Here is a 20682-nt window from a genome sequence, read left to right on the forward strand (position 1 = left end):
CATTCAGCGCAATCGTTTGAGGGCTGGGATTGGAGATTCGGGAATCGGGATTGGTCGAAGCACGCACCATGCCCGCCGTTGCAATTCCCGATTCCCGATTCCCGCCTACAACGGATGCCCGATGCGCCACAGCACCCCGCTGGGATCGTGCAAGGTGAAGTCGCGCGCGCCCCACGGCCGGTCTTCCGGCGCACTGCACGTCACGCCGAACTGCTCGTCCAGGCCCGTGTCGTGCACGTGCTGCCACCAGCTGTCGGCATCGTCCACCCATAGATGCAGCATCAGGTTCTCGGCCAGCTCGCGCAGATAGAAATCCTGCAGCAGAAAGGCGCAATGCGCGCCATGCCGGAAGCAGGTCACATTGCCCACCTCGTCCTCCTGCACGAACCCCAGCGCGCGATAGAACCGCTGCGACAGCGCGTAATCGCGCGCAGGCACGAATACCTTCAATTGCTGGCTGGACAGCGCCATGACCGCACTCCACGCAGGACATGGGCCGAGCATACGCCCCCCTCGCGCAGGCGGTGCATGGGTGTGGCGCGGCGGTGGAGCGCAGCAAGGTCACGGCGGCGCGACGCGCACGGGCCGCACCGTGTTTTGCGAGGAAACGGCTACGAGTGCCGTTTCAGGTGCCGGGCCAGTCAAGATGGCGCCAAAGACGCGAGCGACCGGAGGCAAGCCCTGCGCTCCCCACCCTCCCTCTGAACGCACAGACAGGATGGATACTATGACTTCCAGGATCGACGCTGCATTCGAACGATGGGTGATCCCGCCCTCGCCCCGCAGCGGACCTCGCCGCCTGCAACGGTGAGCCGCTCCAAAGCCGGTTCGGCGGCGGCATTCGCTCTGGATTTTTTGAAGAGAGGCTTGAGCCAGTGCGCCAGATACGTTTTCGCAGCGGGTACGCCAAATATTCGGATCTGGCCATGCTGTTGGCTTATGTGGGGGACAGCGATCCCTTCGACCCGCCCACCAAGCTCATCGTCCTCGACGACGCAACATCCACTCCCGCGTGGGGCCTGCAAAACCTCGACGATGTGGTCGTGGATGTCTGCACCTTCCGTTCGGGCACGATGGACCGTCCGGCGTTCGTCTGCGTTTCGGAAGAAGGCAAGGTGTGGTTCCATCAAAAGGAATCGGTCATCGAGGACATTCCCGATGCGGGCCTTTACAAGCCGACGTCGCGCAAGCTCGGCTATCTCGGCGGCATCCGGCAACTCGGAAGCGAACTTTACGCCTTCGGCTATGCCGGCCAGATCTATCGGCGGAGCGCACCGGGGAGATGGGAGCCTGTCGATCGGGGAATCATCGGGGTGCCCGGCGACCACTACGACGTGGCCGACCTGTGCCTGTCGGGCAACACCCTGTATGCGGTCACGAAACTGGGCGACCGGGGGCGCATCTATTCGCGCAGTGGCGATCGATGGATCCCCGAAGACAATCCGTCAGGTGCCTGGCTCAATGCCATCGCAGCCGATCAGGACGGAACGCTCTGGATCTGCGGCCGCAACGGCACGCTTCTGAAAGGCAACGCCGCAACCGGCTTCAGCCGGGTTGGCGCTGCCGGATGCACTGAGGAATTCCTGTCGGTCGCGCTGTTTGGCGGAACGCTCTGGTTGAGCTCGGCGACCTCGCTCTACACCTGGTCATCGGACCGGCTGTGCAGGGTCGATACCGGCATCTCTCCCGATCTCCGCAGTGCCAACCGCCTGCAGGTCGCAGATGGCGTGCTCTGGTCGTTCGGCTACGACGACGTGCTGCGATACGACGGAGAAAGATGGACGCGCTTGATCTGCCCAGGCACCGAGCCATTTCCCGCGAAAGGCAGCCAATAGCCGGCAATGCCCAATGTGCACTCGCCGCAGGCCCTGTCACGTCCCTCAAGCAAGGCATCTTCGGAAAAGGAATGCGTCAAGGGCAGGAGATCGAAGCAGACGATCACATGCCCCAGTCCGCCGTGTCGTGTCGCGGCTTCTGATTCAACCCACGGATGCCCTTCGTAAGTACAGCCCCCCTTGGTAAGGGTGGCGCGCCGAAGGCGCGGGGGATCGGAAGCAACACCGTGAGCCCGTTATCCGCAACGCGGATAGCGGGTGTGCAGCCGTGTCGTATCGCGGCTTCTGATTCAACCCACGGATGCTCTTCGTAAGTACAGCCCCCTTGGTCAGGGGGGCGCGCCGAAGGCGCGGGGGATCGGAAGCAGCACCGTGAGCCCGTTATCCGCAACGCGGATAGCGGGTGTGCAGCCCGCTCCACGGGCTGCACCACGGTCAACTCAGCTCAGCTGAGTTGACCGTGGCAGTGCTTGTACTTCTTGCCGCTGCCGCACGGGCACGGATCGTTGCGACCGACCTTGGGCTCATCACGGGTGACCTGCGACACAGGTACCGGCGCATTGCCGCCCTGCATCTGCTCCACTTCCTCGTCGGCGCCGTAGCCGCCGGCTTCCTGGTGCTGGAACTGCGAGGCCATCAGCCGTGCCTGCGCCTGGAGACGTTCCTGCTCTTCCAGCTCGGCCACTTCTTCCTCGCTGCGGATGCGCACGCGCGCCAGCAGGTTGATCACTTCGCGCTTGACGTTCTCCAGCATCTCGGAGAACAGCTCGAAGGCTTCCTTCTTGTATTCCTGCTTGGGCTGCTTCTGCGCATACCCGCGCAGATAGATGCCCTGGCGCAGGTAATCCATCTTGGCCAGATGCTCCTTCCACCCCTGATCGAGCACGGTCAGCATCACGTGCTTTTCGAGTGAGCGCATGGTGTCGTTGCCCACCGCCGCTTCCTTCTCGGCAAAGTGCGCATCCACCGCCGCCTGCACCTTGGCCGCGATCTGCTCGGCGTCCAGCTCTTCCTGCGTGCGCGCCATCTCGCTCAGCGCCAGCGGCATGCCCAGTTCCGATTCCAGCGTGGCCTCCAGGCCCTTGAGGTCCCACTGTTCGTCCACCGAATTGGGCGGCACGAAACGGGCGACCAGATCGTAGATCACATCGCCGCGGATACCGTCGACGTTGTCCTTGACCGATTCGGCGTCCAGCAATTCATCGCGCTGGGCGTAGATCACCTTGCGCTGATCGTTGTTGACGTCGTCGAAATCCAGCAGGTTCTTGCGGATGTCGAAGTTGTGCGCTTCCACCTTGCGCTGCGCCTTCTCGATCTGCCGGCTGACCAGGCGATCCTCGATGACGTCGTCTTCCTTCATGCCCATCATGCGCATCGCCTTCTGGACCCAGTCCGAGGCGAAGATGCGCATCAGGTTGTCTTCCAGCGACAGATAGAAGCGCGAGGAACCCGGATCGCCCTGACGACCGGCACGGCCGCGCAGCTGGTTGTCGATACGCCGCGATTCGTGGCGCTCGGTACCGATGATGTGCAGGCCACCGGCCGCCTTGACCGCATCGTGGCGACGCTGCCATTCGGCCTTGGCCTGCTGGCGCTGTTCGTCGCTGATGTCCTCACCCATGCCGTGCAACTCGGTTTCCAGCGAACCGCCCAGCACGATGTCGGTACCGCGACCGGCCATGTTGGTGGCGATGGTCACCGCGCCCGGCTGGCCGGCGTTGGCCACGATGGTGGCTTCGCGTTCGTGCTGCTTGGCGTTGAGCACTTCATGCTTGACCCCGGCCTTGCGCAGATGCTCGGACAGCATCTCCGAGGTCTCGATCGAGGTAGTGCCCACCAGCACCGGCTGGCCGCGCTTGGCGCAATCTTCGATATCGGCCAGCACCGCATTGAACTTGCCCTTGCGGTTGAGGAAGACCTGGTCCGGATGATCCTTGCGCACGGTCGGGCGGTTGGTCGGAATCACCACCACTTCCAGGCCGTAGATGCTCTGGAATTCGTAGGCTTCGGTGTCGGCCGTACCGGTCATGCCGGACAGCTTCTTGTACATGCGGAACAGGTTCTGGAAGGTGATGCTGGCCAGCGTCTGGTTCTCGCGCTGTACCGGCACGCCTTCCTTCGCTTCGACCGCCTGATGCAGACCATCGGACCAGCGACGCCCGGCCAGGGTACGGCCGGTGAATTCGTCGACGATCACCACTTCGCCGTCGCGCACGATGTAGTCCACATCGCGCTGATAGATCGCATGCGCACGCAGTGCGGCGTTGAGGTGATGCACCACGCTCAGGTTCTGCGCGGCATACAGGCCGTCTTCGGCGTTTTCCAGGATGCCGGCCTGCATCAGCAGTTCTTCGGCGTGGCCCATGCCCGCCTCCGACAGATGCACCTGCTTGCCCTTCTCGTCGATCCAGTAATCGCCTTCGCCCTCTTCGCTTTCCTGCTTGGTCAGCTGCGGCACGATGCGGTTGACGCGGATGTACAACTCCGGCGATTCGTCGGCCGGGCCAGAAATGATCAGCGGGGTGCGCGCTTCGTCGATCAGGATCGAGTCGACTTCGTCGACGATCGCGTAATGCAGGTTGCGCTGATAGCGGTCGGCGCGCGACAGCGCCATGTTGTCGCGCAGGTAATCGAAGCCGAACTCGTTGTTGGTGCCGTAGGTGATATCGCTGCCATAGGCCTCGCGCTTGTCGCTGTGCGGCATGCCCGGATACACCACGCCCACGCTCAGGCCCAGCCAGTTGTACAACTTGCCCATCTGCGCAGCATCGCGGCGCGCCAGGTAGTCGTTGACCGTGACCACGTGCACGCCCTCGCCCTGCAGCGCGTTGAGGTACACCGGCAGCGTGGCCACCAGGGTCTTGCCTTCACCGGTGCGCATCTCGGCGATCTTGCCCAGGTGCAACACCATGCCGCCGATCAGCTGCACGTCGTAATGGCGCATGCCGAGCACGCGACGGCTGGCCTCGCGGCACACCGCAAACGCTTCTGGAAGAATCTTGTCCAGGGACTCGCCGGTGGCAAGCCGCTGCTTGAACTCCGGGGTCTTGGCTTGCAGCTCGGCGTCGGAGAGCTTCTCGATCGTCGGCTCCAGCGCATTGATCTGGGTGACGAGGCGGGTGAGCTGGCGCAGCTGGCGTTCGTTACGACTGCCAAAGACACGGGTAAGCAGACTGTTGATCATTGAAGAAACCGGTTGAAAAGGAACGGTTTGACCGACGCCGGTCCCAAGACCCGACCGCCGTAAACGAAACAGGGCGCACTGCGCCCTGTCGATGGCAACACCCTATTGTAGCTTGGGGCGGGCCTTCACGAATCAAGCACCGCGCGCCGCCTGCTCAACCGCGTCCTCGACGTCCCACCGGCGTATTGGTATCGCCCAGGAATTTGCGCGGATTGACCACCTTGCCGTCCACCCAGACCTCGAAATGCACATGTGCGCCGGTGGATCGGCCACTGGAACCGGCCTTGGCCAGCTGCTGGCCGGCACGCACCAGGTCGCCCACCTTCACCACCAGCCGCGAGTTGTGCGCGTAGCGGGTGACGTAACCATTGCCGTGGTCCACCTCGACCACGTTGCCGTAGCCGCCGCGCACGCCGGCGTAGCTGACCACGCCGTCGGCCACCGACATCACCGGGTCGCCCACGTTGGCATGGAAATCCACGCCCTTGTGGAAGGCCGAGCCACCATCGAATGGATCGGCGCGGCCACCGAAGCCGGAGGTGATGTAGGTATTGCGGATCGGCACCCGCGATGGCACCGAATTCTGCTCAAGCTGATGATCGAACATCAGCGAGGCCAGGACGTCCAACTGCTGGCCGGCGGCGGAGAACTGCTGCTCGACCTGCCCGAGATTCTGCTTGAGCACCTTGACCGGCATGTCGTTGACCGGCTCATCGCCGCCACCGACGCCGACCGGCTCGTCGAAGTCGAACTCGCCGTCCTTCAACTTGCCCATTTCGGTCAGGCGCTCGCCCAAGGCATTCAGGCGGGTCGCCTGCGCCTGCAACTCGCCCATGCGCGCGGCCAGTGCATTGACCTGCGCCTGCGAGGCGCGCTGCGCCTGCGCAAGTTCGGACTGCTGCCGGGCGACCTTGGCCTCCAGCGCAGAATTGGTCACCATGCCGGTGGCGGTACTGGCACCAACGCCGATCAGCATGCCCAGGCCCAGGACCGCACCGAGGACGAGCATCGGTCGATCCGCCGCAAAGCCTTGGAACTGTTGGGCCAACCGCTGGGCCCGGGTCTGCCGAGATTTGATTACGACTTTCTTCAACGCCATATGAGTGTCATGTCCAAGCCCAAGTCCAACGCACGCAACCCTTCCACTCCACAACCGGCCATCGAGGCAGCGTTGGGCGAAAAGGCTGGCGACCCCTTGCGCCGGGCCTTGTGGCTCGATGCGCTGGACCGGCAGTTGCGTCCCCTGTTACCGCCCCATCTGGTCACCCGTTGCCGGTTGGCCAATGTCCGAGGCGAACAGCTCGTTTTTCTAGTTGATTCACCGGTCTGGCATGCCAAGGTGCGGCTTGCCGAGACCCAAATCCTTGATGCCGCCCGATCCATCGGACTGAAGGCCACCGCAGTGACCGTCAAGACCGCGACCACTCCACTGCATTCCCCAATGCAGCAGAACCGCGACCCTGCGCGCCCGGTGTCCGAGGCGACGCATCGAGGTCTGCGCGACGCGCTGGCTTCCTTGCAGGACGTCCTACCGACAAAACGGTGAGGTCCGTGCCGCATGGTGCGAAGCGGCCGCCAGGGTGTGAAAGGATTGCGAAGATGCAGACGACCCGGCGCATCCTAGCGGTCGCAGGACGCGCAGGAGTTAGGGAAGTCTTAAATAAATGTTAAGAACGGGCCGAAAATCCGATGGAGTTCACACTTCGGACGCCGCTGGCGCCATTCCCCGACATCAGGCGTAGACGGGACTGGCGTACAGGACCGGCGGTTGCTCGGTGCCTTCCGGGAAGCTGACCCATTCCCAGGCGGCCTGGTCGGCCAACAGCGCACGCACCAGCTTGTTATTGAGTGCATGCCCCGATTTGAAGCCTTCGTAGGCGCCCAGAATGGCGCCGCCGGCCAGATACAGGTCGCCGATGGCGTCCAGGATCTTGTGCCGTACGAATTCGTTGGTATAGCGCAGACCATCCTCGTTGAGCACGCGGAACTCGTCCAGCACGATGGCGTTGTCCATCGAGCCGCCCAGGCCCAGATTGCGCTCGCGCATGTACTCAAGGTCGCGCATGAAGCCGAAGGTGCGGGCGCGCGAGATTTCCTTGACGTAGGCCGAGGTGGAGAACTCGATTTCCTGGCGCGACTGCCTGGCCGGGATCATCGGGTGATTGAATTCGATGGTGAAACCGAGCTTGTAGCCTTCGTACGGCTCGAAGCGTGCGACCTTGTCGCCCTCGCGCACTTCCACCGGCTGCTTGATGCGGATGAAACGCTTGGACTTGTTCTGCTCGACGATGCCGGCAGACTGCAGCAGGAACACGAACGGGCCTGAAGAACCGTCCATGATCGGCAACTCGGCCGAGGACAGTTCGACAATGACGTTGTCCACCCCCAGGCCGGCCAGCGCGGACATCAGATGCTCGACGGTCTGGATCTTGGCGCCATTGCGGGTCAGCCCCGTGCACAGCGTGGTTTCGGTGACCAGCTCGGCATCGGCGGGCACCTCGACGATCGGTTCCAGGTCCACACGCCGGAACACCACGCCATGATCGACCGGAGCCGGCCGTAGCGTCATATACACCTTGTCGCCGCTGTGCAGGCCGACGCCGGTGGCACGAATGGTGTTCTTGAGAGTGCGTTGCTGGGTCATATGCGAAGTCTGGAGGAACAATGCAGACAGACGCTGAACCGGCTGTCGATGCGTTGAGATTATCCGAATTTTAACAAGCCGCGCGTGACGGCAACTGTAATCGCCTGGTCACGCCACTGCAAAAGCTGCCGGATCGCGGGCGATCCGGCAGAAAGAGGACATGGCATTGCGACCCCGAAGCGGGCTCCGGGGCAGTGCTGGCGACGCCGCCGAAGCGGCGCAGCGAACGTACGTCAGTCGGCCTGGCGGCGCAGGAACGCCGGGATATCCAGGTAGTCGTTGGGCAGGTCTGCGGCCGGCGCCGTGGAGCCGCCGCCAGGGTTGCTGCTGCCGACCGAGTCGCTGCTCGGACGGCGCAGGCCAAGGCCCATGCTGCCGCCAACCGACTTGGACACCGCGTCGCCGCTGCTGGTGTCGAAGTCGCCGAATTCCGGCTGGCCGGTGGTGGCGTTGCGCACCAGCTTGATCGGCGCGCGCTGATCCGGGCGCTGCGACTGACGTGCCACTGCACGGTTCAGGCCGGTGGCCACGACGGTGACGCGCACCTCGTCCTGCATGTCCGGGTCGAGCACGGTCCCCACCACCACGGTCGCATCTTCCGAAGCGAAGGCTTCGATGGTGCGGCCGATCTCGTCGAACTCGGCCATGGTGAAGTCCGGCCCGGCGGTGATGTTGACCAGGATGCCATTGGCACCGGCGAGGTTGACGTCGTCCAGCAGCGGGTTCTGGATGGCGGCTTCGGCAGCGGCCTGCGCGCGATCGTCGCCGCGTGCCGAACCGGTGCCCATCATCGCCAGGCCCATTTCCGACATCACGGTGCGCACGTCGGCGAAGTCGACGTTGATCAGGCCCGGACGGACGATCAGATCGGCGATGCCCTGCACGGCGCCCTGCAGCACGTCGTTGGCGGCGCGGAACGCCTGCACCATGGTGGCATTGCGGCCCAGCACGGTGATCAGCTTTTCATTGGGGATGGTGATCAGCGAGTCGCAATGCTGGCTCAGTTCCTCGATGCCCTTCAGCGCCACCTGCATACGGCGACGGCCTTCGAACGGGAACGGCTTGGTGACCACGGCCACGGTCAGGATGCCCATTTCCTTGGCCAGCTGTGCCACCACCGGTGCAGCACCGGTACCGGTGCCGCCGCCCATGCCGGCGGTGATGAACACCATGTCCGCACCCTGCAGCGCATCCATGATGCGCTCGCGGTCTTCCAGCGCGGCCTGACGGCCGACTTCCGGGTTCGCGCCTGCGCCCAGGCCCTTGGTGACGTTGGTGCCGAGCTGCAGCTGCAGCTTGGCGCCGCAGTTCTTGATCGCCTGCGAGTCGGTGTTGGCGGTGATGAATTCCACGCCATCGACGTTGGTGTTGACCATGTGCGCAACCGCGTTGCCGCCGCCGCCGCCCACGCCAACGACCTTGATTACCGCGTTGGGAGCCATCTTTTCGATCAGTTCAAAATGTGCCATGTCAGTGTCCTCTTGAGCCGGGATTGGGGTGTGGGGATTGGGGATTCGCAAAAGCGTTGGTCCCTGTCCACTCCGCACCACGGCGAGTGTTGTTGTTTGAAAGTCGGGATTCGTGTGCGGGGGGCCATAGATCCGCTGTTGCGCTCTACCACTCACCACACCTGCTCCTCGATGTAATTGCTGCAAAGAATTTTACCGCCTACCCGCTCGCCGCTCTCTACTTAATCGTTGCTGCCACTTCTGTTTTTTCTTCCGCACTTACCAATCCCAAATCCCGAATTCCAAATCCCGGCCCCTCAGAATTCGCCGCGATACCAGTTCTTCAATTTCTTGAACAAACTCCCGGCACGTCCGGTCGGGATCGACGGACGACGCGGGTGTTCGATCTGGCTACCCATCAGCAACAGGCCCACGCCGGAGGCGTGTACCGGGTTGCCGACGACTTCGCCCAGGCCGGTGACGTGCTGGGGAATGCCCACGCGCACCGGCATCTGCAACATCTCTTCGGCCAGTTCGACCACGCCTTCCATCTTCGACGCGCCACCGGTGAGCACCATGCCGGCGCGCACCATTTCCTCGAAACCTGAGCGGCGCAACTCGGCCTGCACCATTTCGAAGATTTCTTCGTAACGGCCCTGCACCGCCTGCGCGAGCGCATGCCGTGGCATGCGGCGCGGCGGGCGGTCGCCGACCGACGGCACCTGGATGCTTTCTTCGGCGGTGGCCAGCTGCGCCAGCGCGCAGGCGTAACGCACCTTAATCTGCTCGGCTTCCGGGGTCGGCGTGCGCAGCATGTGCGCGATGTCGTTGGTGACGTGGTCGCCGGCGATCGGTAGCGATGCGGTGTGGCAGATCGCGCCCTGCACGTAGACGGCCAGGTCGGTGGTGCCGGCACCGATATCCACCAGCACCACGCCCAGCTCGCGTTCGTCGGCGGTCAACACCGCCACGCTGGAAGCCAGCGACGACAGCACCAGATCGTCCACCTGCAGGCCGCATTTCTGCACGCACTTGGTGATGTTGGCCGCGGCCGACTGCGCGCACACCACCAGATGCGCATGCACCTCCAGGCGCACGCCGGTCATGCCGACCGGATTACGGATGCCTTCCTGCGAATCGTCCAGCACGTACTCGCGCGGGATCGCATGCAGGATGCGTTGATCGGCAGGAATGGCCACGGCCTTGGCCGCATCCAGCACGCGCTCCAGATCGCTCCAGGTCACTTCGCCGTCGCGGATCGGCACGATGCCGGGCGAGTTCTTGCATTGCACATGGTTGCCGGAGATCGACGCGTACACCGAGCGGATTTCGCAGCCGGCCATTAGCTCGGCTTCTTCCACCGCGCGCTGGATCGACTGCACGGTGGATTCGATATCCACCACCACGCCGCGCTTGAGACCGCGCGACTCATGCGAACCGATGCCGATCACTTCGATCGGATTGCCGGGCGAGTACTCGCCGACCAGCGCGACGACCTTGGAGGTGCCGATGTCCAGTCCAACGATGAGGGATTTGTCGCCTTTGCGGTTCATGTCTTAAAGCCGGGAATAGCGAATGGGGAATGGGGAATGGTCAGCAGCGGTGTACGGAGGCGCAGAGAATTCAGGACCAGCGTGTGCGGAGGAGCAGGCGACACCGGCTTTGGCTTTTTATCCATTCCCGATTCCCCATTCTCCACTCGCCGTTCGACCGTAAAGCCGTTGGTGTAGCGCAGGTCGGCGCGGGCGACCGGGCGTTGCGGGTCGGCCAGCTGCGGTAGCACGCGGGCGAAACGCTGCAGGCGCGCGCGGGCGTCGTCGCGGCCGATCACGATCTGCACGCCGTTGCTCAGGCCGAGCGACCAGCTGCCGCGCGCGTCCATTTCCAGGCGCTCCACATCCAGCCCGGCCGGTGCGAACAGTGCGCGCGATTCGTTGTACAGCGCCATGACGTCCTGGGTCTTGCTGTCCGGGCCACCGAGTTGCGGCAGCTTGAAATCCTTCAGCAACGGCGGGGTGCGGAACAACCGGCCCTGCTCGGACAACATGCGGTCGGTTCCCCAGCGCGCGAACGGCTTGTGCTCGGTGACATGCACTTCCAGCACGTCCGGCCAACGCTTGCGGACCTGCGCACTTTCCACCCACGGCAAGCGCGCGATGGCGTCCTGCGCGTTCTGCAACTTGACTGCGAAAAAGCCCGAGCGCGCATACGGCAAGACCACCGCACGCAACTCTTCTGCCGGCACCCGCTTGAAGTCGCCGGACACCCGCAAGCGCGCCAACGGCCAACGCTCGGCGCCGACCCAACCATTGAGCACAGCCACCACCGGCAACGCCACCAGCGCCACCGCGATCAACCAGGCCAGGATGCGCAGCGTGGCGTTCATGCGCGCGCTCCGCGCGTGGGAATGGGGAATCGGGAATCGGGAATCGTCAACAGCGGCGCACTGCCGGCTGTCGCTTTTGCGATTCCCGATTCCCGATTCCCCATTCCAGGCTTCATAGCGTCTGCTCCAGCACGCGCCAGACCAGCTCTTCGAAATCGATACCGAGCTGGCGCGCGGCCTTGGGCACCAGCGAGTGGCTGGTCATGCCCGGGGCGGTGTTCACTTCGAGCAGATACAGCTGGCCGCTGGCGCGGTCGCGCATCACATCGACACGGCCCCAGCCACGCGCGCCCGCAGCGCGGAACGCATCCAGTGCGAGCTGGCGGATCTGCGCTTCTGCATCGCCGTCCAGGCCCGGGCACAGGTACTGGGTATCGTCGGCCACGTACTTGGCGTTGTAGTCGTACCACTGGCCCTTGGGCACGATGCGGATCGACGGCAGCGCGTGTTCACCGAGCACGGCCACGGTGAGTTCGTCGCCTTCGATCAGTTGTTCCATCAACAGCGCGCCATCGTAGCGTGCCGCCAGCACCACGGCTTCTTCGAGCTGGGCCTGGTCGAACACGCGGCTGATGCCGACGCTGGAGCCTTCGTTGGCCGGCTTGACGATGACCGGCAAGCCGATCTGCCGTGCGGCGGCATGGATCTCATCGGCGCTGGCGCCGGCAGCCAGGCGCGCATAGCGCGGCGTCGGCAAGCCCAGCGACAGCCACACCTGCTTGGTGCGGATCTTGTCCATGCTCAACGCCGAACCCAGCACGTTGGAGCCGGTGTACGGCACCTTGAAGGCTTCCATCAGGCCTTGCACGATGCCGTCTTCGCCGCCGCCGTTATGGCCGTGCAGCACGTTGAAGACGCGATCGAAGCGCTGCTCGACCAGGGCCTGCGCCAATGCGGGGATGCCGTCGACCGGCTGTGCATCGACGCCGCGCGCGCGCAAGGCGTCGAGCACGTTGCTGCCGGAGTTCAACGACACTTCGCGCTCGGAAGACGTCCCGCCGAGCAGCACGGCGACACGACCGAAGACAGCTGGATCGGTGATGCGGGCGCTTTCGATATGGGTGCTCATGCGGCGGCTCCGGTGAAGCCGTTGTTGATGATGTGCTGCGCCACATAACCGATATCGCCGGCACCCATCATCAGCAACAGATCGCCGTCCTGCAGGACATCCGGTAGCACTTCGGCCAGGCCGGAAATCTGGCCGACCACCACCGGTTCGCTGCGACCGCGCGCACGGATGGCGCGCGCCAGCGCGCGCGAGTCGGCACCCGGAATCGGCGCTTCGCCAGCCGGATAGACCTCGCTCAGCACCAGTGCATCGACGGTGCTCAGCACTGCGGCGAAGGCGTCGAACTGATCGCGGGTGCGGCTGTAACGGTGCGGCTGAAATGCAACCACCAGACGCTTGTCCGGCCAACCGCCGCGCGCGGCGGCGAACACCGCTTCCAGCTCGCGTGGATGGTGGCCATAATCGTCGACCACGCGGACGCGCGCACCGGCACTGGTGGTGACTTCGCCCAGATCGTTGAAGCGACGACCGATGCCGGCGAAGTTTTCCAGCGCACGTGCAATGGTTTCCGGTGCCACGCCCAGCTGCCAGCCGATCGCGGCAGCGGCCAGCGCGTTGAGCACGTTGTGACGGCCCGGCAAAGCCAGCGTCACCGGCGTGGTGGTGCCTTCGGGCAGACGCAGCGTGAAGCGCATGCGCGGGCCGTCCTGCATCACATCCTCGGCGCGCACGTCGGCGTTTTCGCTCATGCCGTAACTCATCACGTGGCGCGGCGTCTTGCTCGCAAGCGCGGCCACTTCCGGGTCGTCGATGCACAGCAGCGCCAGCCCGTAGAACGGCAGGCGCTGCAGGAATTCTGCGAATGCCGCCTGGATGCGCGAGAAATCGTTGCCGTAGTTTTCCAGGTGATCCGAATCGATATTGGTGATCACCGCCATCAAAGGATTCAGGCGCAGGAAGCTGCCATCGCTTTCATCGGCTTCGGCAACCAGCCACTGGCCGCCGCCGAGCTTGGCGTTGGCACCGGCGGCCAGCAACTGCCCGCCGATGACGAAGGTCGGATCCAGCCCACCCTCGCTCAGCACGGCCGCCGCCAGGCTGGTGGTGGTGGTCTTGCCATGCGTGCCGGCCACTGCAATGCCGCGGCGGAAGCGCATCAACTCGGCCAGCATCGCCGCACGCGGCATGATCGGAATGCGCTGGCTGCGCGCTTCCATCAGCTCGGGGTTGTCTTCGCGGATCGCACTAGAAACCACCACGCAATCGGTGCCAAGCACATTGGCCGCCGAATGCCCGCGCATCACCCGCGCACCGAGCTTGGCCAGCCGGCGCGTTGCTGTGTTATCGGCGTTGTCCGAACCGGAGACTTCATAACCCAGCGTCAGCATCACCTCGGCGATGCCACTCATGCCGGTGCCGCCGATACCGACGAAATGCACGCGCGGAAACGCGCGTACCAGATCGCCACTGTCCTGCAGGCGGCGGATCACGCGGCACCTCCGGCGGAGGTGCGAATCGGGAATCGGGAATCGGGAATCGTGTGAAGCAAAGCGCCGGCGGCGACGGACGCCTGGTCGGTACGCTTGTCTGCATGCATTGAGGTGTATTCCTGCGGTTGATCTGAGCGCTGCCTATTCCCCATTCCCGATTCACCATTCCCGGCCTCTTGAAGAATGATGTCGGCGATGCGCTCTGCGGCATCCGGCTTGGCCAGGGTGCGTGCGGCGTTTGCCATCGACAGGCGACGGGCCGGGTCGGCGAGCAGGGGTTGCAGCACCTGCTGCAACCGCACCGCCAGGGTGTCGTCCTGCTTGAGCAGCACGGCGGCGTCAGCGCCGACCAGGTATTCGGCATTGCGGGTCTGGTGATCGTCCACGGCGGCGGCGAACGGCACCAGCACGCTGCCGACGCCGGCGGCGCACAGCTCGGCCAGCGTGGAGGCGCCGGCGCGGCACACGACCAGATCGGCCCATGCATACGCGGCCGCCATGTCGGCGATGAAGGGTTCGACGCTGGCGTTGACGCCGGCCTGCGCGTATGAGGCTTCGGCTTCGGCGCGCAGCTTTTCGCCACACTGGTGGCGCACGTCGACATCCGGGTGACCGAGTGCCGCCAGCGCTGCCGGCACGGCTTGATTCAAGGCACGTGCGCCCTGGCTGCCGCCGAGCACCAGCACCCGTACGGCACCGCCGCGGCCGACCAGACGCGTGGCCGGCGACGGAAGCGCTGCGATCTCCGCGCGCACCGGATTGCCCACCGCTTCTTCGCCAACGAAGCTGCCCGGGAAACCGGTCAACACGCGGCGTGCGAAACGCGACAACACCTTGTTCGTCATGCCCGGCGCGCGGTTCTGTTCGTGCACCAGCAGCGGCACGCCGAGCAGACGTGCGGCCAGGCCACCGGGGCCGGCAGCGAAACCGCCGAAACTGATCACCGCCCGCGGCTGGCGCTTGCGCAGCACGACGCCGGCGGTGCGCACCGCGCGCATCACCCGCACCGGCGCGCCGAGCAGCTTGACGATGCCCTTGCCACGCAAGCCGCTGATGGCCAGGGTATCGATCTGGATGGCGTGCTGCGGCACCAGGCGGGTTTCCATCGCCCCGTCTGCGCCCAGCCATGTCACCGGCACGCCGCGCGCGCGCAGCACCTTGGCCACGGCCAGACCGGGGAAGATGTGCCCGCCGGTACCGCCAGCCAGAATCATCACTGGACGCACGTCCGCGACCGACGATGCGGGCGCTTGCGAGGGAGCCGCATGGTCACCCGCCTTCATGCGATTCTCCCGAACGTCGGTTCCACGCGCGGCTGCATGCGGCTGGTGCCGCGCAAGATGGCCGATGCCGGCGCCACCGCTGCGGCTGCGACCGGTGCAGGCGCAGCAGCGGTTTCGCGCTGCGGCTTACGCGCTGGCGCATAGGCCGGCGGTACGGATTCGACCACTGGCTCGGCCGGCTCGGCAGTCGCCGTACCCGCACCCTGCGGCGACAACTTGCTGCGCAGGCGCTCGGCACGATCCATTTCGTAGGACACCCGCAGCAGCAGGCCCATCGCCACGCAGGTCATCAGCACCGATGAACCGCCGGAGGAGATCAGCGGCAACGTCAGGCCCTTGGTCGGCAGGATGCCCAGGTTCACGCCCACCGACACGAAGCTCTGCAGGCTGATCCACAAGCCGATGCCGAAGGCGATGTAGCCGGAGAAATGGCGCTTCATTTCCACGCAACGCATGCCCAGCCAGAACGCCCGGCCGACCAGCAGCGCGTACAGCGCGATCACCCCGCACACGCCGACGAACCCGAGCTCTTCGGCAATCACCGAGAAGATGAAGTCGGTATGCGCTTCGGGCAGGTAGTTGAGCTTTTGCACCGACGCGCCCAGGCCCACGCCGGTCCACTGGCCACGTCCCACCGCCATCAACGCGTTCGACAACTGATAACCGGAGCCGAGCTGATCGGCCCATGGATCCAGGAACGAGGTGATGCGGCGCAGGCGGTACGGTTCCAGGATCGCGATGAAGGCGAACACCGGCAGGCCGATGACGATCGGCATCGACATGCGCGGCAGGTTGACCCCGCCCAGCACCAGCATGCCGGCAGTGATCGCCAGCAGCAGCGTGGACGAGCCGAAGTCCGGCTGCATCAGCAGCAGGCCGACCAGCGCCACCGCCACACCCAGCGGCTTGAGCATCGCCGGCCAGGTCGCATTGACCTCGTCGCGGAAGCGCACCAGGTAGCTGGACAGCCAGACGATGTAGAGCACCTTGACCGCTTCGACGGTCTGGAACTTCGATACGCCCAGGTTGATCCAGCGCTTGGCGCCGTTGACGCTGCTGCCCAGGCCGGGCACGAACACCACCATCAACAGGCCGAAGCAGGCCAGCAGCAACACCTGGTTGTACTGCTCGATGGTCTTGAGCTCGGTGCGCATCGCCCAGAACGCCAGGCCGATGCCGATGCCCAGGAACAGCAGATGGCGGGTGAGGTAATAGAACGGGTTGTCGGACAACTCGATCGAGCTGGACGCGACCATCACCACGCCCAGCGAGGCGAGCGTGGCCGCCGCGCCGAGCAGCCACGGATCGTAGCGGCCGCCGATGGCGTCCAGTCGTGTGGCCTGGCGGGACATGTCGTTCATCAGCGCACCTTCAACGTGGCGAGGCCGATCAGCACCAGCACCACCGAAATGATCCAGAAGCGCACGATCACGCGCGGCTCCGGCCAACCCTTCAGTTCGAAGTGGTGATGGATCGGCGCCATGCGGAACACGCGCTTGCCGGTCAGCTTGAAGCTGGCGACCTGGATCATCACCGACAACGTTTCGATCACGAACACGCCGCCCATGATCACCAGCACCAGTTCCTGGCGCACGATCACCGCGATGGTGCCGAGCACCGCGCCCAGCGACAGCGCGCCGATGTCGCCCATGAACACCATGGCCGGGTAGGTGTTGAACCACAGGAAGCCAAGGCCCGCGCCGGCGATCGCCGAGCAGATGATGATCAGCTCCCCAGCCCCGGGAATCAGCGGGATTTTCAGGTATTCGGCAAACACCACGTTGCCCGAGGCATAGGCGAACACGCCCAGCGCGCAGGCCACCAGCACGGTCGGCATGATCGCCAGACCATCCAGGCCGTCGGTCAGGTTCACCGCATTGGAGAAGCCGACGATCCAGAAGTAGGCGATCACCACGAAACTCACGCCGGCCAACGGCAGCGCGATCGACTTGAACATCGGGATGTAGAAGGTGATCGCCGCCGGTACATCGGCGGTGTAGAACAGGAACAGCCCTGCCGCCAGACCGAAGATCGACTGCAGCAGATACTTCCAGCGCGACTTCAGACCGTTGGGATCACGGCGCACGATCTTGATCCAGTCGTCGTACCAGCCGATCGCGCCGAAGCAGATCATCACCGCCAGCACCAGCCACACGTAACGGTTGCGCAGGTCACCCCACAACAGCACCGACAAGGTCACCGTCAGCAGGATCAGCGAGCCGCCCATGGTCGGCGTGCCGGCCTTGGAAAAATGTGTCTGCGGGCCGTCCTGGCGGATCGGCTGGCCGCCCTTGAACTGGGCCAGCTTGCGGATCACCGCCGGGCCCATCCACAACGACAGGAACAGCGCTGTCAGCGCTGCGAGGATGCCGCGAAAGGTCAGATAGTTGAACAGCCCGAACAGGCTCTCCAGTTGCTGTAGCCAACGGGCCAACTCAAGCAGCATGCGATGCGCCCTCCGCCGGTGCGAGCAACGCGGTGACGATCCGGTCCATGGCGCTGCCGCGCGAGCCTTTCACCAACAAGGTGGGCGGGAGTTGCGCCGTGGTGGCGGCAGTCTGCGCCGCCGCACCGGTGTGTTCGTGCATCGAAGAAGGTTCCTGCGTTTGAGTCTGCGAAACGGCGAGCTGCGCCAGATCCGCCTGCAAGGCCGCGGCCAGCGCGGCATGGGTGGCGAACACGCGGCCGCCGTCGCCGAACGCCTGCGCGGCGGCGGCACTGAGCTCGCCCAACGCGTACAGGCGCTGCAACTTGGCCGCGCGTGCGCGACGTCCGGCAGCGGCGTGCAATGCCGCGCCTTCCGGGCCGAGTTCGCGCATGTCACCGAGCACCAACCAGCCGGTGCCTGGCGCAGCGGCCAGGGTATCGATGGCGGCGTCCAGCGAGCCCGGGTTGGCGTTGTAGCTGTCGTCGATCAACACCGCGCCGCCAGGCAGCGTGTGGGCGATCTGACGGCCGGCCACCGGGCGCGCCTGCGCCAGGCCAGCGGCGATGATCGGCAATGCAATCCCCGCACCCAACGCCAGACCGGTCGCTGCCAGCGCGTTGAGCACGTTGTGACGGCCCGGCAACGGCAGCGCGATCTGCGCCTGGCCTTGCGGCGTCACCAGGGTGAAGTGCGCCCCCTCGGCATGCAGACGGAGCTGACGTGCGGTGATCTCGGCACTGGCCTGCAGGCCATAGCGCACCACGCGACGGCCCTGCACCGGCTGCGCATGCAGCTGCTGCTCGAACCATGCACCGAAGGCATCGTCGGCATTGATCACCGCCACGCCATCGGCCGGCAGTGCGGCGTAGATGGCGCCCTTGGTGCGCGCAACGCCGAGCAGGCTGCCCAGGCGCTCCAGATGCGCGGGCGCGATGTTGTTGACCAGGGCCACGTGCGGCTGCGCGATCTCGGTGAGATAGGCGATATCGCCAGGCTTGCCGGCGCCCATTTCGTAGATCGCCAGATCCGCATCGTCGGGGGCGGCGATCACTGCCAACGGCAGGCCGATCTCGTTGTTGCGGTTGCCCGGCGTGGCGTAGACGGTGGTGCCGTCGACGCGCCCGGCCTCGGTCAGGATCGACAACAGCAGGGCCTTGACGCTGGTCTTGCCGTTGGAACCGGTCAAGGCGATCACCCGCGTGGCGCGGTCGCGCTGCATGCCGGCGGCGATGCGCGCCAGGGCAAGCTCGGTATTTTCCACCAGCACCTGCGGCACGCCCAGCGCCGGCAGCAGGCGATCCACCAGCACCGCGCTGGCGCCGTGCGCCACTGCGTCGGCGGCAAAGTCGTGTCCGTCGAACCGTTCGCCGCGCAACGCCACATACAGGCTGCCGTTGGCCAGCGTGCGGGTGTCGTTGCCGACGGTATCGATCATGGCGTCGTCGCCATGCAGCTCGCCACCGGCCCAGTGGGCGATCAACGACAGCGGGGTGAGCTTCATGCGCGCACTCCCAGCCCGGTGCGCGGCAGCAATGCCTGCCCGGCGACCAAGGCATCGTCGAAGGGATGCTGCACGCCGGCGATTTCCTGATACGGCTCGTGACCCTTGCCGGCGATCAGCACGATATCGGAGGCACCGGCCATGCTGATGGCCTGATGGATCGCGGCGGCGCGGTCGCGCTGCACGATCGCCGCATCCGGGCGCGCAAAGCCGCGCAGGATATCGGCCACGATCGCATCGCCGTCTTCGCCCCGCGGGTTGTCGTCGGTGACGATCGCCACGTCGGCATTCACCTCGGCAATGGCCGCCATCTGCGGGCGCTTGCCGGTATCACGTTCGCCGCCGCAGCCGAACACGCAGATCAGCCGATCCTGCGCATGCGAGCGCAGGCTGGCCAATGCCTGTTCCAGCGCGTCGGGCGTGTGCGCGTAATCGACCACCACCAACGGTGCGCCATGCGCGCCGCCGAGCCGGTTCATGCGCCCGTGGATCGGCTGCAACCGGCCCAGCACGTCGGCAACCTGGGCCGGCGCAAGGTCCAGCGCATACAACACGCCAGCCACGGCCAGCAGGTTGTCCACGTTGAAGCGGCCCAGCAACGGCGAGTGCACCGGATGCACCTGGCCGGCGACGTGCAGCGCGAAATTGATGCCGTTGTGATCCAGCTGCAATGCCTGCGCACGCACCATGGCATCGGCCTGCGCGCGCGAACTCACGCCGATCGCGCGCAGCGCAGGATCGAGTGCGGCGAACACTGTGCGCCCGAAGGCATCGTCAAGATTCACCACGGCCGCCTTCAGGCCCGCACGCGTGAACAACTTGGCCTTGGCGGCGCCGTATTGCGCCATGTCGCCGTGGTAATCGAGATGGTCGCGGGTGAGATTGGTGAACACCGCCACGTCGAAGTGCACGGCATCCACGCGGCCCTGGTCCAGCGCATGCGAGCTGACTTCCATCGCCACGGCCTGCGCGCCTTCATCGCGCAACTGCGCCAGCAATGCGTGCGTCTGCAACACCAGCGGCGTGGTGAAGCCGGTCGGCACGGTGGTGCCGTACAGGCCCACCCCCAATGTGCCGATGGTGCCGGTGGACGTGCCAAGCAAGGTCAATGCCTGCGCCAGCAATTGCACGCTGGAGGTCTTGCCGTTGGTACCGGTCACACCGACCATGCGCATGGTCCGCGACGGCTGGCCGTGCAACTGATCGGCCATCGCGCCGAGCCGCGCAGCCAGATCGGGCACGCCGATCGCATCGGCCGGCGCCGGCAACTCGGCTGGTGCCGGTGGCTCGAACAACACCGCAGCAGCGCCATTGGCGCGCGCGTGCTCGGCAAAGCCCAGGCCATGCGCACCGAAACCGGCAATCGCCACGAAGGCATCGCCCGGGCGGACCGCACGACTATCCATCACCAGGCCCGATACCTGTACGTCGTGCGCAAGCGGCACGTCCGGCAAGAGCTGCGACAGCGGCATGG

At 65.3% G+C, this 20682-nt stretch carries 16 protein-coding genes; 2 read left to right on the forward strand and 14 right to left on the reverse strand.

The genetic code is table 11. From position 1 onward, the window contains the following. Window positions 1–105: 105 nt before the first annotated feature. Window positions 106–471 carry a VOC family protein gene (locus GGR62_RS07880; protein WP_260287500.1) on the reverse strand — a complete coding sequence of 122 codons (366 nt, stop codon included), beginning with the start codon at window positions 469–471 and terminating at the stop codon, window positions 106–108. 455 nt (window positions 472–926) lie between these two features. Here GGR62_RS07880 and GGR62_RS07885 point away from each other — a divergent pair, with 455 nt between their 5' ends. After that, window positions 927–1835: a hypothetical protein gene (locus GGR62_RS07885; RefSeq protein WP_184407360.1), complete on the forward strand. Its 909-nt coding sequence runs from the start codon at window positions 927–929 to the stop codon at window positions 1833–1835. A gap of 445 nt (window positions 1836–2280) precedes the next feature. Here GGR62_RS07885 and secA read toward each other — a convergent pair whose 3' ends face one another. Continuing rightward, window positions 2281–5019: a preprotein translocase subunit SecA gene (gene secA, locus GGR62_RS07890; protein ID WP_184407361.1), complete on the reverse strand. Its 2739-nt coding sequence runs from the start codon at window positions 5017–5019 to the stop codon at window positions 2281–2283. A 154-nt stretch (window positions 5020–5173) separates the two neighbouring features. Continuing rightward, window positions 5174–6118, reverse strand: coding sequence for a M23 family metallopeptidase (locus GGR62_RS07895; RefSeq protein WP_184407362.1), 945 nt, complete (start codon window positions 6116–6118; stop codon window positions 5174–5176). Between GGR62_RS07895 and GGR62_RS07900 the strand changes: the two genes are divergently transcribed. Beyond that, a complete protein-coding gene (locus tag GGR62_RS07900) occupies window positions 6119–6565 on the forward strand; it encodes a DUF721 domain-containing protein (protein WP_184407363.1) in 447 nt (148 codons plus the stop codon). A gap of 186 nt (window positions 6566–6751) precedes the next feature. Here the strand turns inward: GGR62_RS07900 and lpxC are convergent, their stop codons facing one another. From lpxC to GGR62_RS07955, 11 genes are all read right to left on the reverse strand, one after another. Next, window positions 6752–7663 (reverse strand): UDP-3-O-acyl-N-acetylglucosamine deacetylase, encoded by a 912-nt coding sequence (gene lpxC / locus GGR62_RS07905; protein ID WP_184407364.1) that lies wholly within the window; start codon window positions 7661–7663, stop codon window positions 6752–6754. A gap of 233 nt (window positions 7664–7896) precedes the next feature. Then, entirely contained in the window at window positions 7897–9132 is a 1236-nt protein-coding gene (gene ftsZ, locus GGR62_RS07910) for a cell division protein FtsZ (protein WP_184407365.1), read from the reverse strand. Window positions 9133–9428: 296 nt separating this feature from the next. Further along, a complete protein-coding gene (gene ftsA, locus GGR62_RS07915) occupies window positions 9429–10664 on the reverse strand; it encodes a cell division protein FtsA (RefSeq protein ID WP_003485272.1) in 1236 nt (411 codons plus the stop codon). Further along, window positions 10661–11497 carry a cell division protein FtsQ/DivIB gene (locus tag GGR62_RS07920; RefSeq protein WP_184407366.1) on the reverse strand — a complete coding sequence of 279 codons (837 nt, stop codon included), beginning with the start codon at window positions 11495–11497 and terminating at the stop codon, window positions 10661–10663. The genes ftsA and GGR62_RS07920 overlap by 4 nt, the downstream gene beginning before the upstream one ends. 112 nt (window positions 11498–11609) lie before the next feature. After that, a complete protein-coding gene (locus GGR62_RS07925) occupies window positions 11610–12566 on the reverse strand; it encodes a D-alanine--D-alanine ligase (protein ID WP_184407367.1) in 957 nt (318 codons plus the stop codon). Continuing rightward, entirely contained in the window at window positions 12563–13996 is a 1434-nt protein-coding gene (murC, locus tag GGR62_RS07930) for a UDP-N-acetylmuramate--L-alanine ligase (protein ID WP_184407368.1), read from the reverse strand. The genes GGR62_RS07925 and murC overlap by 4 nt, the downstream gene beginning before the upstream one ends. After that, a complete protein-coding gene (gene murG, locus GGR62_RS07935) occupies window positions 13993–15210 on the reverse strand; it encodes an undecaprenyldiphospho-muramoylpentapeptide beta-N-acetylglucosaminyltransferase (RefSeq protein ID WP_260305677.1) in 1218 nt (405 codons plus the stop codon). The genes murC and murG overlap by 4 nt, the downstream gene beginning before the upstream one ends. Window positions 15211–15275: 65 nt before the next feature. Beyond that, window positions 15276–16640, reverse strand: coding sequence for a putative lipid II flippase FtsW (ftsW, locus tag GGR62_RS07940; protein WP_184407370.1), 1365 nt, complete (start codon window positions 16638–16640; stop codon window positions 15276–15278). Then, on the reverse strand, window positions 16640–17725 hold the full coding sequence (gene mraY / locus GGR62_RS07945) for a phospho-N-acetylmuramoyl-pentapeptide-transferase (RefSeq protein WP_184407371.1): 1086 nt from the start codon (window positions 17723–17725) through the stop codon (window positions 16640–16642). The genes ftsW and mraY overlap by 1 nt, the downstream gene beginning before the upstream one ends. Continuing rightward, window positions 17715–19208: a UDP-N-acetylmuramoyl-tripeptide--D-alanyl-D-alanine ligase gene (gene murF, locus GGR62_RS07950; protein ID WP_184407372.1), complete on the reverse strand. Its 1494-nt coding sequence runs from the start codon at window positions 19206–19208 to the stop codon at window positions 17715–17717. Before murF ends, mraY begins: the two co-directional genes overlap by 11 nt. Further along, window positions 19205–20680 (reverse strand): UDP-N-acetylmuramoyl-L-alanyl-D-glutamate--2,6-diaminopimelate ligase, encoded by a 1476-nt coding sequence (locus GGR62_RS07955; RefSeq protein WP_184407434.1) that lies wholly within the window; start codon window positions 20678–20680, stop codon window positions 19205–19207. Before GGR62_RS07955 ends, murF begins: the two co-directional genes overlap by 4 nt. Between the last annotated feature and the right edge of the window lie 2 nt (window positions 20681–20682).

Origin of the sequence: Xanthomonas sp. 3075 (assembly GCF_014197275.1) — a bacterium.
In the GTDB taxonomy this organism is placed as follows: Bacteria; Pseudomonadota; Gammaproteobacteria; order Xanthomonadales; family Xanthomonadaceae; genus Xanthomonas; species Xanthomonas campestris_B.

What these genes read in the sequence shown, in the direction of transcription:
- mraY (WP_184407371.1), bottom strand. Translation starts at nt 17,725, where the DNA reads ATGCTGCTTGAGTTGGCCCGTTGGCTACAGCAACTGGAGAGCCTGTTC.
- ftsZ (WP_184407365.1), bottom strand. Translation starts at nt 9,132, where the DNA reads ATGGCACATTTTGAACTGATCGAAAAGATGGCTCCCAACGCGGTAATC.
- murF (WP_184407372.1), bottom strand. Translation starts at nt 19,208, where the DNA reads ATGAAGCTCACCCCGCTGTCGTTGATCGCCCACTGGGCCGGTGGCGAG.
- murG (WP_260305677.1), bottom strand. Translation starts at nt 15,210, where the DNA reads ATGATTCTGGCTGGCGGTACCGGCGGGCACATCTTCCCCGGTCTGGCC.
- GGR62_RS07955 (WP_184407434.1), bottom strand. Translation starts at nt 20,680, where the DNA reads ATGCCGCTGTCGCAGCTCTTGCCGGACGTGCCGCTTGCGCACGACGTA.
- GGR62_RS07925 (WP_184407367.1), bottom strand. Translation starts at nt 12,566, where the DNA reads ATGAGCACCCATATCGAAAGCGCCCGCATCACCGATCCAGCTGTCTTC.
- GGR62_RS07895 (WP_184407362.1), bottom strand. Translation starts at nt 6,118, where the DNA reads ATGGCGTTGAAGAAAGTCGTAATCAAATCTCGGCAGACCCGGGCCCAG.
- lpxC (WP_184407364.1), bottom strand. Translation starts at nt 7,663, where the DNA reads ATGACCCAGCAACGCACTCTCAAGAACACCATTCGTGCCACCGGCGTC.
- GGR62_RS07880 (WP_260287500.1), bottom strand. Translation starts at nt 471, where the DNA reads ATGGCGCTGTCCAGCCAGCAATTGAAGGTATTCGTGCCTGCGCGCGAT.
- ftsA (WP_003485272.1), bottom strand. Translation starts at nt 10,664, where the DNA reads ATGAACCGCAAAGGCGACAAATCCCTCATCGTTGGACTGGACATCGGC.
- GGR62_RS07920 (WP_184407366.1), bottom strand. Translation starts at nt 11,497, where the DNA reads ATGAACGCCACGCTGCGCATCCTGGCCTGGTTGATCGCGGTGGCGCTG.
- GGR62_RS07885 (WP_184407360.1), top strand. Translation starts at nt 927, where the DNA reads ATGCTGTTGGCTTATGTGGGGGACAGCGATCCCTTCGACCCGCCCACC.
- secA (WP_184407361.1), bottom strand. Translation starts at nt 5,019, where the DNA reads ATGATCAACAGTCTGCTTACCCGTGTCTTTGGCAGTCGTAACGAACGC.
- ftsW (WP_184407370.1), bottom strand. Translation starts at nt 16,640, where the DNA reads ATGAACGACATGTCCCGCCAGGCCACACGACTGGACGCCATCGGCGGC.
- GGR62_RS07900 (WP_184407363.1), top strand. Translation starts at nt 6,119, where the DNA reads ATGAGTGTCATGTCCAAGCCCAAGTCCAACGCACGCAACCCTTCCACT.